7 protein-coding genes are annotated in these 13,216 nt (G+C 42.7%); 1 reads left to right on the forward strand and 6 read right to left on the reverse strand.

Annotated features, from left to right (window positions below):
* Positions 1-46 precede the first annotated feature (46 nt).
* Complete coding sequence (locus ACTNDS_RS04580) at positions 47-1,324, forward strand: D-alanyl-D-alanine carboxypeptidase family protein (RefSeq protein ID WP_441033995.1); 1,278 nt, start codon at positions 47-49, stop codon at positions 1,322-1,324.
* 90 nt (positions 1,325-1,414) lie between these two features.
* Here the strand turns inward: ACTNDS_RS04580 and ACTNDS_RS04585 are convergent, their stop codons facing one another.
* From ACTNDS_RS04585 to ACTNDS_RS04610, 6 genes are all read right to left on the reverse strand, one after another.
* Positions 1,415-3,883: a YfhO family protein gene (locus ACTNDS_RS04585; RefSeq protein ID WP_441033997.1), complete on the reverse strand. Its 2,469-nt coding sequence runs from the start codon at positions 3,881-3,883 to the stop codon at positions 1,415-1,417.
* Between the two features lies 1 nt (position 3,884).
* Positions 3,885-6,320, reverse strand: a complete 2,436-nt coding sequence (locus ACTNDS_RS04590; RefSeq protein ID WP_441033999.1) for a glycosyltransferase family 2 protein — start codon at positions 6,318-6,320, stop codon at positions 3,885-3,887.
* The gene (locus ACTNDS_RS04595) at positions 6,313-8,832 is read right to left on the reverse strand and encodes a glycosyltransferase family 2 protein (RefSeq protein WP_441034001.1); all 2,520 of its coding nucleotides are present in this window, start codon (positions 8,830-8,832) and stop codon (positions 6,313-6,315) included. Before ACTNDS_RS04595 ends, ACTNDS_RS04590 begins: the two co-directional genes overlap by 8 nt.
* Before the next feature lie 27 nt (positions 8,833-8,859).
* The gene (locus ACTNDS_RS04600) at positions 8,860-11,049 is read right to left on the reverse strand and encodes an SAM-dependent methyltransferase (protein WP_441034003.1); all 2,190 of its coding nucleotides are present in this window, start codon (positions 11,047-11,049) and stop codon (positions 8,860-8,862) included.
* Between the two features lie 2 nt (positions 11,050-11,051).
* Entirely contained in the window at positions 11,052-12,281 is a 1,230-nt protein-coding gene (locus tag ACTNDS_RS04605) for an ABC transporter ATP-binding protein (protein ID WP_303242171.1), read from the reverse strand.
* Positions 12,282-12,392: 111 nt separating this feature from the next.
* The gene (locus ACTNDS_RS04610; protein WP_441034005.1) at positions 12,393-13,208 is read right to left on the reverse strand and encodes an ABC transporter permease; all 816 of its coding nucleotides are present in this window, start codon (positions 13,206-13,208) and stop codon (positions 12,393-12,395) included.
* Between the last annotated feature and the right edge of the window lie 8 nt (positions 13,209-13,216).

Below are 13,216 nucleotides of genomic sequence, written 5' to 3' on the forward strand. Positions count from 1 at the left end.
AATGAACAGTAATAAAAACAAATATATAAACAGGAGTATTCTTATCATGAAAAAACATATACGCTTTACTGCTGCACTTCTGGCGCTGGGACTTTGCGTTTCCACTGCAGTCTCCCAGATTCCTGTATCTGCCACTGAGGAAACCACTGCAGATACATCAGCCCAGGTACAGACAGCTGATCCTTCCATTGTCACTACCAACGGTATTGCAGGATGGCCTCAGGCCACTGATATTTCTTCTACAGCGGCTGTTGTAATGGAAACCTCCACTAATACAGTTCTTTATTCAAAAAATTCAGACCAGGCACTTTATCCGGCCAGTGCAGTCAAGATCATGACCTGCCTGCTTGCCCTGGAAAACAGCAGTCTGGATGACCAGGTTACCATGACAGCCACCGGTGTATCCGGAGTTACAGACGGGGGTGTAAATATCTCAGCACAATTGGATGAGGTTTTTACCATGGAGCAATGTCTCTATGCCATTATGGTAGCATCTGCCAACGATATTGCCCTTCAGGTGGCTGAACATATAAGCGGATCTGTAGATGCCTTTGTAGCAGCAATGAATGCCCGGGCTCAGGAGCTCGGCTGTACCAATACCGTATTTACCAATCCTACCGGCCTTCCCGATGAGAATCAGCATATAACCGCCCATGATATGGCATTGATCATGGAGGCTGCCATGGCCAATGATACTTTCCGCACCATTGCCGCCACCACCTCCTACACCATCCCGGCCACAAACGTTTCCGGCGGTGACAGAGTCCTGACCAACAATTTTACAATGATCAATAATACCAGTGACGGCTATTATGAAGCCTGCATCGGAGGAAAAGAAGGATATACCCAGGCTTCCGGAAGTACTCTCGTATGTGAAGCTGCCAAAAATAATATGAAACTTGTATGTGTGGTATTAAACGGAGCTTCCGGCGCTACAGATGATGAGGCCATTGCACTTTTAAATTACGGTTTCGACAATTTTGCTCCCCTCACTCTCCCGGATGATGATTTCAACCGTCTCTCCGGAGGTACTGTAATCGTTCCAAACGGAGCTGCAGCAGATTCTCTTACTACAGAGGATACTGCCTCAGACGGACAGATCCAGCGCCAGTATTATTTCGGAGGTACCCCTGTGGGAACTGCTATTCTGGAGGATGTCCAGCAGGAAAAGGATACTGCCGGAGAAACCGGCACCAAAAACATGAAAGCAGCCCAGGAATTTTCTTCTTCCAGAACCTATGCTCCCTATTATATTATCGGAGCTATCGGAGCCGCATTCCTGCTCTTCTTCCTTTTCCTTATGATTCATGTGATCAAATCCTGATATAGTGAACTACCAGACAGCTATGTCTTACTGTAATAGAAAAAAGGGCTATCGCATTTATATAGATTTTCCAATGCGATGGCCCTTTGTTTATAAATTTTCTCTCTTCTTTCTGCTCTGATATAAGCATATTGCCATATAAATGCACCAGCAAACCGCGCTTGCAACCATTCCTGTTTTCAGCCCCGGAACCTGATAATTCAGTTCCAGCTGATGTTCCCCTTCATCAACCTGAAATGCAAGAAATCCCAGATCACCTCTCTGAGTACGGACATTTTCTCCGTCAACAGTAACCGTCCAGCCTTTTTCCCATGGAATCATACACATGACGTAACCATCGGCCTGTGTTGATACACTTCCGGTTAAATGAGAATCTTTTTCTGCTATCTCTAACATGACCGCAGAATTTTTCTGCTTTTTCGGAACCTCTGTCAACTGAGACATCTCTGAAATATTTGTACCATCCTCTGTCGCCAGATAATTTTCCAAGATACGCTCCCTGTTCTTCTTTCTGTTTTTTCCACTACATAATCTTCGCAAACTCTCTTCTGAAATCGTATTCTCATAAAATCTTGCAACATTTGCCTCTTTTATATTTTTATATAAAAAGACTTTGCCAAACTGAGCTATCTGTTCATATTTCGTGTTATCAAGATTCGGATTCTCTGAAATAAGATACCTCACTCCCATAAAAGAAGCAAAAAATGTATCCTGCGCAATAGGCCAAAACGTATATCTATTCTTATCTATATACAGAAACTCCGGATAACAGGTATTCACAAATTCTTTTACATTTCCGTTCATAACTGAATTATATGTACTGACTCCTCTGTACCCCTGAATCTGCGAATCCATGGAAACAGTTCCTGATGAAAAATCTTTCTCCACTCTGTAAAACTCCTGATCTGTTTCCCTTAAATATTTCAGAGCATCTTGAATATCTTGGCTGTACAGGCTTCTGTAATAAGTCTGGGGTCTGTTCAGTACCGCTCTTGCCTGAGTCTCTGAATCCTCTGACGCTTCAAGCCGTATGGTTTCTTCTTCAAGCGCCGCAATCTGTTCCTCAGGAGTATCCGTTTTTCTCAGGCAAATCCTGTCTATATATGTGATCCCTCCTTCTGCTATCACATTAACAAACACCATTACCACCAACAGTACTGTGGCCAGTTTTTTTCCTCTTTGCCTGAAATCAGTGCCCAGATACAACACACATGCAACCATAACTGTGCCTGTCACTGCAAGGATCAAAGCATTTGCTCTGTATTCCCCAAAAACACTGTCCGAATATCCGAAAAAATATGCCCTCAACATCAATACTTCTGTAATCAGTAATGCCAGAATACTGACCTTTCCGCCCTGCCTTAGATAGTCCCACATCCATGCAAATATCATCAGAAAAAATGTTATCAGTATATATGTGTAACGATCCGTAGGTGCTTCCGTAAATGCATTAAATATACGGCCGCCAAAAGGCAATAATAAAGTTAGCATTATCAATACTACCGCACCGTAAACACATCCTCTGGCTTTTCTGTCTTTTTCCTTTTTTCGAAATACAATAAGAAACTGAACTAAAAATATCACGGACAGAGTTGAACAAAATAATACCGGATCTTCATAATAATTCTTATATCCCTCATATTTGGCTTTTCCCAGTTTCTGCAGATTCTGCAGGTTAGTGGAAAAGGGACGGATCAACAGCGAATTATAATATCTGCTATTTTGATATGGAAGGAAATAGCTTTTCAGAATTTCCAGTATACCTCCTGATGCAGGAGAAACTCTGGAGGAATTCATTATTCCCTCTGCCATCGGCAGAAACATTCCCAGACTCATACCAATTCCCAGAACAATCTGTCCACATCCGATAAAAAACTTTCTGAATACTGCGCCCGGTCTTTTTTCTGTCATAATAGATCTGAACAGCAGATAAAAACCTATTCCGATCAGGCTCATATAAGACAGATATACACTGTAAATCCCACTGAGAAATACAGACACACAAAAAAAAGCTTTTCCCTTTTTTCCACGTATATATCTTTCCGCAAACAAAAGCATAAGCGGAAAATAGACAGTAACCATTCCGAACTGATAATGCTGTCCCCATACTAACAGATATCCATTCAGTCCATAGACAAAAGCTGTCAGGAATTTCGCCGGTATGCTGTAAGAAAATTCTGAGAGGAACATATAAAACAAAATTCCAGCTGCCAGAATCTTTAAAATCTGCAAAACCACCAGATAATACAGCATATGTGCAGGTCCTAGTATGACCCCAATGAGAAAAAGCAGGATCATGGACGGATCCATCTGCAACCAGGAAAAAAGGTTAATTCCCAGCCCATTGGTAAAATCCCACCATGCAAAGTTTCCCGCCCGCAAATGATTCACAACACTTGCATAATATGCTGTATACTGCTGCCAGGTATCTCCTCCAACGTCATTATAAACAAGCACTGAATTTCCAAACAGATACTGTCTGAAAATAAAAAGGCAACTAAAAAACAAAGTTGCCAGAAGCAGCAACCTTGCCTTTGAATCTTTAGTTATTAATTTCATCTTACCGTTCCTCCTGTATCTGTTTCAGATAACAAAACTGGCTCTTTAATGTAAGATTCGGATTATAGTAAGGATCTCCTTTTTTCAGGATATCCGGCCATTTCTTTTCGAACAGGGCGATCTCTTTGTTAAATCGCGCCACTTTTTCAGGCGTATCTTCCATACCTCTGGATTTCGACTCATAATGGTACAGCTCAGCGTAAGGGGTAAACACCACCTTATCGCCGTTATTCCTGATCTTCATGCAGAGATCCACATCATTGAACGCAACACCGAAATCCTCGTCGAACCCGCCGACATTTCTGAATGATGACGTCTTTACCATCATGCAGGCTCCTGTTACTGCGCTGATATCCTGTACGCTAATCATACGTCCCATATATCCGATATCATATCTCGGAGCGTGGCACATAACATGGCCTGCGATTCCTCCAAGCCCGATGACAACACCTGCATGCTGGATCGTATCGTCCGGATAATACAGCTTTGCTCCTACCATTCCGATTCCATCCTGCTGACAGATCTGCATCATTTCCTCCAGCCAGGAATCTGTAATGATCTCAACGTCGTTATTCAGAAACAGAACATATTCTCCTCCAGCCTGTTCCACTGCAAAATTATTGATTGCAGCGTAGTTGAAGCCTTTTTTCCAGGTAAGGACACGGACATTTCCGAATCTCTCTGAAAGCTTCTTATAATATGCAAAGGTTTCATCCTTTTCACTGTTGTTCTCCACAACTATGATCTCATAATTCTTCCAGGTTGACTTCTTCTCTATGGATGAAATACATAATTCAAGATCCTGGATATGATCTTTGTTCGGAATAATAATGGAAACCATCGGCTCTCCCACAATAGCCACATGACTGCGGTACCAGCCCGGATGCTCTGTCATTTCTACTTCTGCCTGGATTCCAAGTCTCCGGTAGTGAGCCTCTATTGCTCTCTTTCCTGCCCCAAAAGCGTATCTCTTGCTTTCCGGATTCTCAGCTGTGGAATCCATATGGCATCTCCAGTGATACAGGATCTTCGGAATATGAACGATTTCTTTCTCACTTACAGCTTCTGTACTGCGGAAAACAAAATCATAATCCTGTGCTCCGTCATATTCACTGCGGAGCATTCCTGTCTTCTTAAGCACCTCACGGGAAACAACAAACAGATGACAGATATAATTCACAGTGCAAAGCAACTGCAGGTTAAAATCTGATTTCAGGTTCGGTTCAAAAAACTTTCGTCCGTCCATGGACATCTTATCTTCATCAGAATAGAGGATCTTTGTTCCTGGTTTCTCATTCAGTACTTTCACACACTCAAACAGTGCATTCGGTGTCAGTTCATCATCGTGATCTGCAAATGCGATAAAATCCCCTGTTGCTGCCTCAATGGCGCTGTTTGTATTCTCTGATATCTGTAATGCACTGTCATGAGAAATCACGCGGATCCTTTTTTCCTTTGCAGATAATTCTTTCAGAAGTCCTGTCAGGGGAGAACCGGCACCACTTCCATCGGACAGGCATAATTCCCAGTTTTCATATGTCTGTGCCTGCACAGAGGCCACCAGGCTTCTTAAATATTTCTCAGGTGTCTTGTACAGCGGCACAACAATGGATATCTTGGGGCTGTACTCGAATCTGTTTTTTCTCTGCTGCACCAGTTCTGCCTTGTCTGGCATATGATATTTGAGCCATTTCTGATAGGAGATATCTTCTCCTGACGTATGTTTTATTTTTGCTGCAATTTTTCTTAAAAGTGCTTTGTTTCCCTGATTTTTCCAGTAATAGAAGCCTTTCTCCGCGTATTTTTCTATTTTGGCGGCTATGAGCCTGGATTTCTGCATGGAGATTTTTTTTACTGTTTTTTTTGAGCCTGCCTGGAATACCATATAGAGACACTGCCCGGTAAGTCCGGCAAGTTCCACATAAAAGCCTGTCTCTCCAGGATCTTCTGCTTCCTGATAAAGCTGTGTCACATCGATCCTGTCTGTTCTTTTTATCTCAGCCTTTACCGTTTTTTTATTCTCATCGTAAATACGGATCACCACCGGGCGGTCGGCAATGGCCCAGCCTTTCACACGCACATTCCCCTGACGAACCTTTTCTTCCTCAAAATATACCTGAGGCTTGTCTCTTTTTTTCTCAAGTGCTTTCACAGAAATGGAAAACCACTGAGTTTTTCTGCCGTTTATCTCTGTGCAGACCATCAGCTTACGGAATCCGGAAATATCATCCGGAAGTTCGATCTCAACTGTGATCTTTTCGCCCTGCCTCAGTTCATGCTGTACGGATTCCGGAGCTTTTACAGCTGTTTTCAGTTTTCTGCCATCCAGATAAGCCTGCATCCTGGCACCCTTTGGCCGGATTCCCTGTACAATATACTGATTTCTGTCCAGAAGGTGAAATCTCTCGCTCTGAACTCCGAATATTTTTTCAGACATCATACTCCTCATTTCTTTCTTCCATTTTCTGCAGTGAGCAGTCCCCTGCCTTCAAAGTCAGATTAGGACTGTAATAAGGATCTCCTGCCTGAAGCTCTTTTTTCCATTTGTCACGGAAACACTTCACTTCCCTGCTGAAACGCGCTACCTTTTCCGGAGTATCTTCCATTCCTCTGGACTTTGACTCATAGTGATACAGCTCTGCATACGGGGTAAACACAATTTTTTCATTCATGCTTCGCACCTGCATGCACAGGTCAATATCATTAAATGCAACCTTCAGCTTCTCATCAAAACCGCCTGCTGTCTTAAATACAGAAGCTTTTACCAGCATACATGCGGCTGTAACTGCACTGATTTCCTGAACGCTGATAAGTCGGCCCATATAACCGATCTCATTTCCCGGAGCCTTACACATAACGTGTCCTGCAATTCCGCCAAGACCGATGACAACACCTGCATGCTGAATCGTATCATCCGGATAATACAGCTTCGCTCCAACCATTCCAACGCCCTTCTGCTGGCAGATCTGAAGCATCTCCTCCATCCAGGACGGTGTGATGATCTCCACATCATTGTTCAGGAACAAAAGGTATTCGCCTCTTGATTCTCGCACAGCAAAATTGTTGATCGCAGAATAGTTGAATTCTTTTTTCCAGGTAAAAACTCTTACATTGTCGTATCTGCGCTGAAGCTCCTCATAATATACAAAGGTCTCTTTATTTTCACTGTTGTTCTCTACCACAAGGATCTCGTAATTTTTCCATGTAGATTTCTCCTCTATGGATGTAACGCAAAGATCCAGATCCTCAATATGATCTTTATTTGGAATGATTATGGAAATCAGAGGTTCGCCGGTAATGACCACATGACTTCTGTACCAACCCGGATGCTTCGTCATCTCCACCTCTGCCTGGATTCCCAACCTCCGATAGTGATCCTCGATTGCTCTTCTTCCCGCTTCGAAAGCATATCTCTTGCTCTCCGGATTCGCAGCTGTGGAATTCATATGGCTTCTCCAGTGATACAGAACTCTCGGTATATGAACGATATGTTCCGTCTGCTCGCAGCACCGTAAAATCAGATCAAAATCCTGTGCTCCGTCATATTCACTGCGGAAAGCTCCAACCTTATCCAGAAGATTCTTCCTGAATGCAAAAATATGACAGATATAATTGTTCTCACGGAGACGGAACAGATTGAAATCCGGCTTGAAGTTCGGTTCAAAATAATGCTTTCCGTCCATGCTGACCTTATCTTCATCTGTATAGATAACATCTGCATTTTTCTCTGTAATGGCTTTTGCTATATGAAAAAGTGCATCCGGTGTCAGCACATCATCATGATCACAGAGCAGGACATATTCACCTGCTGCCAAATCTATCGCAGCATTGGTATTCTCAGAGATTCCCCTGTTTTCCTTCAGCTTCTTATAAACGATTCTCTTATCTTCCCCGTATTTTTCCTGAATAAAGCTTCCTATCCTGTCATCTTCGCTGCCGTCAGCAAGACAAAGCTGCCAGTTTCTGTATGACTGTCCTGTTACAGAATCCAGAAGCTCCTTCAGATATTCTTCCGGTGTATTGTACATAGGGATCACTATACTGATCAGAGGAGTTCTGGAAAATACTGTCTCTCTCTGTTTTTTCAGTTCCCTCTTTCCGGCTGCATGCTCACGGAGCCAGATCTCATAATCCTGGGAACGTCCCTCCGGCTGATAGTTTTCAACATAGCGGATAAATTCTCTGAACCCTTTTTCCCGGATATATGATAAATTTTTTCTTCCATTCTTCGGTCTGAGAAGATTCATACGCTGATACAAAATGGAATCTTTTTTTCGAAGTTTCGAAATACTGATCTTATAAACCTTAGACGCTACGCGTCCTTTAAAATGGATGTATATATTCCTCTCAGATATCTTATTCAAATCTATCCTGACAGAAAAACCGATCTTCCGTTCTTTCTCTGGCTGCAGACCCCTGGCTTCTTCCACATCCGGTCTTCTGCTTCTGGTGATGCTGCATTTCAGCGGTTTACCTGAATGATCTTTCACCAGAACCTTCGCAGGCTGTTTTTCATCCAGAACCCAGCCGTCGATCATCAGCGTATTACTACTCATGATCTGTTCTCTGTCGACATAGTATTCCAAAACACTGTCTGCACAGAAAAGTTTAAGCTTATCGGTATCTGCCTTCCAGAGCACAACTGTCCTGTCACCCATTGTCAGGCGCAGCTCCAGCTTTCTGTACTTATCTGCCAGCTTCAGGATCTCCGGTATCCGTACAACAAAGCCGGCATCCTTTATCTTGCCAAGTCTCCTGAGATTTCTGGATACATCCGGCCTGTTTACATATTCCGGTTCCAACCCGAAAAGTTCTTTTCCATCTCCCCAAAGAGCAAAACTGCCCTTCTGGTTTTCCGGCGAAACTGCCCATCCGCTCAGGATCAGAGTATGAGCATTTGTGTGATCATATTTTTGATTTTCAAAATTTCTGAATATTTTTGTTGCCATAGTCATATTCCTCTTGCGAACAGGCACTTACAGTTTCTTAAATATACGGTATGCACGCCATAATCTGCTGTGCTTCATAACATCCAGCATTTTTTCGTTCTGGTCTATTTCCGCTTTTATCTGACGAAGCTTCTGTTCTCTCTTCTGATATCTTTCCCAGAATTTCTGACCGGATTTCTTTTCATCAAGAAATTCTATCTCAACTTCCAGCTTTCCAGACAGTTCCGGTATTTCATCTATGATAAACTGTGGATCCCCTACACCGAAGTAATAAACATCTCTGCCGAGACTGACTCCTTCTGTAAAAAATTTCGCAGGAATTCCATTCTCCCAGCACATTTTTATAATATGCATGCCGCTTCGCAGTTCACCCGGATCAAGACGCAGTCTGCGTGTATGCGCAGGAACTGTAACCACTGCCTTGATCTTCTTGTTTTTTACCGGATACCTGGAAGAGTTTTCCTCACTAAAATCACTGCCTGTGTCCCAGAATACCTGAAGCACCTGGGTTGCTTCTGCTTTCTTTTCTTTATAATACTGTACAGCATCTGCTTTGCCCGGCGAAATTTTTTCGTAGAGGTCCAGCATGGCGTTGTGATTGCCAAGTATATACTTCTGGAAATTCTTTTCCATCTCCTTGTAAGCCTGGCTTTCTTTCTCTGTCAACCCGGATTTCTCATAGAAGTTCCGGCTCTTCAGGCTTTCACGTTTGCCATCGCTTTCCAGATAATAATGGATCATACGATATACAAGGAAATTGGATGGTACCGGGAAAAAGAAAGTCCATTCATAATCAATGACTGTAGCCTTTTCGCCCTCAAGAATCACATTTGCAGGAACGAAATCAATGTTAGAAAGCGGAGCGGCTTTAAGATTCTCCGGCAGCTCCACATCTCCGAATACTTCCGTAAATTCAACCGTCTTATGGAATTCTTCCCTCTCATGGATCTGTTTTACTTTATCAATATAAGAAAAAAGCAGCTCCTCTAACTGGTTTTCTTTTCCGTTTTCGAGAAGCGTATCCAGTTTCTCCTCCAAGGTAACTCCCGTAAGATACTCGAATTCTGCTTCTTCCGGCTGTGCCTTGCAGTGGTTCGCCTGGATCCCTGCCGGCTCATAAAGCTTACCAAGCTCTGTGCAGATTTTTCCCAGCCTGTTTACATGGCTCTCTGCCTCTTTTGTCTCTGGAACTTTTTTTACCAGACGGCCGTTTTCTGTAGAATCAATCTCTGTGCGGATAGAAAAGCTACGATCTCTCTCATTGGAAAATTTCACATACACAGTCTCCATCTCAGGCTGCTCCCTGCCGATCATAAGCAGGAAAGAATTGGCAAACTCCTGATACAGATCATTGTCAAGAAGTGTATCATACACCGGAGATTCCTGAAAAAGCTGCAGGCGGAAGCGGTCAAAATTATATTCTGTCCGGTTCAGCTCACCTTTTTTCGGAAGATATTCCTCAGAATATACAGTCATGGGAAATTTGTAATCCGGGAACGGATAATACCAAGAAGCCTTGAGATCCCCAGCCTGTTTCAGTATCTGACGGAATTCTTTTCTGGTGAAAGTCTTGACACCTTTTGTCCTCGGATAACCTTCCAGTCCTTCAAAGAGAGTTCCGAAATGATCCTCTGTGCATCCTGCCCAGTACTTCAGACCCAGGCGGTTCTCAATGGCAAGGATGATCTTTCCATCCGGTTTCAGATGTCTGGAAATGATCTTCAGAAAGTCCACATAAGGATCTTCACTCTGAATATATGCCTCGCCATATTCGAACACACCGATCAGTGTAATGTAATCATATTTCTCTGTGAGATTCTTCTCGATCTCCTGAAAATTGCCCACAAGAATCTTAAGATTCTCCTGGTCCCTGTGGCGATAGGCATTGATCCTACTCCTCTTCATGGAAAGATCAATGCTTGTCACCTCACCTGCATTACGGCACAGTGCACCTGTGACAGCACCACAGCCTGCACCGACTTCCAGAACCTTCTCATCACCCTTAAAAGGAACCCAGCTTAAGATATTCTCCCTGATATGGGAAAAATGATACAGGATCGGCCAACTCTCCCTCTCAGCAATCACCTGGTTAAATTCTTCCGGTGCATGATCCCTAGCAATGGCAAGCATCTCATCCTCAATAGCACCGTCACTGTATAAATCTTCGCCCGGATAATAAGTGGTATCCAGGAACACCTTTCCAATTCTCTCTCCCATACTTAATCCTCACACTGTATTTCTACTCTGGAATTCATGTCATAAAAGCCCACTGTGTTCTTTGCAGAGACTACCGTGATATTGCAGGCATCATAAAGTCTGTGGAACACTGTGAAATCTCCGTCTTTATATCCTGTACATCCGAAGGAAAGAAGATACTCTCCACCCTGAAGATTCATCTCCTGGGTAAAAGTAACTGTGCACACATCACCTTTCCCTGATTTCTCCACCTGTACTTTCTCGAACATGGTATTGGTTCCGGTGATCTCTGTACCTTTTATATTCTTAAAGGTATATGCAAGAATAGGCTCCTGAATATCTTCATTAAATCTTGCTTTCAGCCTGATCTTAAAAGAAGTCCCCTTTTCAATAGTATTGGAAAGCATCCCCTTATCATCAAGCACTTCAAAATCTATGATCTCAGCCATGCGGTTTCCATACTCCAGAAGATTGGGATTTGCCTGAAAGCTCCCATGATCTTTTTCTGTTTTCGGCGTGTTTTCTCCGCTGTCAGTTCCATTCTGCTTCACAGGGTTCTGTCCTACCAGAAGCTGCTTATACAGGTCTACCATCTGCTTCGGTGAACCTTCATCCAGCTTTACACCTTTATTTAAAAGAATTACCCTGTCACAGTATTTGGATACGCTGCTCAGGTCATGGCTTACAAACAGGATTGTCTTTCCCTGTTTCTTAAACTCTTCAAATTTGTGGTAGCATTTTGCCTGGAAAAAGACATCACCTACAGATAATGCCTCATCTACCACCAGGATTTCCGGATCAATATTGATCGCAACAGCAAAAGCCAGACGCACGAACATACCACTGGAATATGTCTTTACAGGCTGATGGATAAAGTCTCCAATGTCTGCAAATTCCAGAATATCGTCCAGTCTGGCATCAATTTCTTCTTTTGAAAAGCCAATCATGGTACCGTTAAGATACACATTTTCAAGACCTGAATATTCCATATTAAAGCCGGCACCAAGCTCCAGAAGTGCTGAAATCCTTCCGTCTACCTTTACTTCACCCTCTGTGGGAGTCAGCACACCGGTAATGATTTTAAGGATTGTAGATTTACCGGAACCATTGGTTCCGATAATTCCCACGCACTCCCCTTCATTAATATCAAATGTCACATCATGCAATGCATAGTGCTCTTTATAAAGTTTCTTTCTGGTAAGCCCCAGTGCTTCCTTCAGTCTGTCAGATGGCTTATCATATAATTTATACATTTTGGTGAGATCTTTCACCTGAATTACTTTCTTACTCTCCACGTTATCATTATTTCCTTTCTGCCATACCTGTTTCTCTGACACTTTCTTTATTACAGGATATCTGCCTTTTTACAGCACATCTGCAAAATGTATGCGCAGGCGTTTAAATACCCAGCTTCCAAACAGGAAACACAGAATTGTAAATACCCAGAAATAAACAGTCCATCCCGCATGTTCCCAGAACCAGTTTTTCATCAGAAATGTATCCCTGTATCCTGAAACAATATAATACATAGGATTCAGTTTCAGGATTTTCATGATCATAGGATGTCCCTGCAGAGGTGAATTCTCCACGATCCACATTATCGGAGTCAGCCAGACTCCCACCTGAAGCACAATATTGATGATCTGTGTCAGGTCTCTGAAAAAGATAACAATTGCACTTGTTGCATAGGAAAGTCCTAATACCAGAAGGAACACACATCCACTGTAATAAATGATCTGCAGATAATAGATGTCAGGAAATTTTCCATAGGCTGCATACAAAATAATGGTAAACAGTATAAAGAATGCATGTACAAACATGGCAGAAATAATCTTCACCACAGGAAGCACACTGATATTAAAAACTACTTTTTTTACCAGATAATTATATTCCAGCAGGGAATTCGTTCCCCCGATCAATGCGTCCTGAAAGAAGAACCACGGTACGATTCCCGCAACCAGGTAAAGAACAAAGGGAACTCCCAGATCTCCTGTGCCTGAACGAAAGCCCACAGAGAATACAAACCAGTATACAAGAATTGTGATCACAGGCTGAATAAATGCCCACACGATTCCCAGATAAGAACCTGCATATCTGGTTTTAAAATCATTCTTCGCCAGCTTACCCACAAGACGTCTGTTTTTATAAATATCCATCGGCAATGAAAAAATCGTATTCAATCTCGCAT

The organism is Blautia sp. HCP3S3_C12 (genome assembly GCF_052064155.1).
Lineage (GTDB): Bacteria > Bacillota > Clostridia > Lachnospirales > Lachnospiraceae > Blautia_A.

Coding starts and splice junctions, on each gene's coding strand:
- ACTNDS_RS04580 (WP_441033995.1), top strand. CDS start 47: ATGAAAAAACATATACGCTTTACTGCTGCACTTCTGGCGCTGGGACTT.
- ACTNDS_RS04585 (WP_441033997.1), bottom strand. CDS start 3,883: ATGAAATTAATAACTAAAGATTCAAAGGCAAGGTTGCTGCTTCTGGCA.
- ACTNDS_RS04590 (WP_441033999.1), bottom strand. CDS start 6,320: ATGTCTGAAAAAATATTCGGAGTTCAGAGCGAGAGATTTCACCTTCTG.
- ACTNDS_RS04595 (WP_441034001.1), bottom strand. CDS start 8,832: ATGGCAACAAAAATATTCAGAAATTTTGAAAATCAAAAATATGATCAC.
- ACTNDS_RS04600 (WP_441034003.1), bottom strand. CDS start 11,049: ATGGGAGAGAGAATTGGAAAGGTGTTCCTGGATACCACTTATTATCCG.
- ACTNDS_RS04605 (WP_303242171.1), bottom strand. CDS start 12,281: ATGTATAAATTATATGATAAGCCATCTGACAGACTGAAGGAAGCACTG.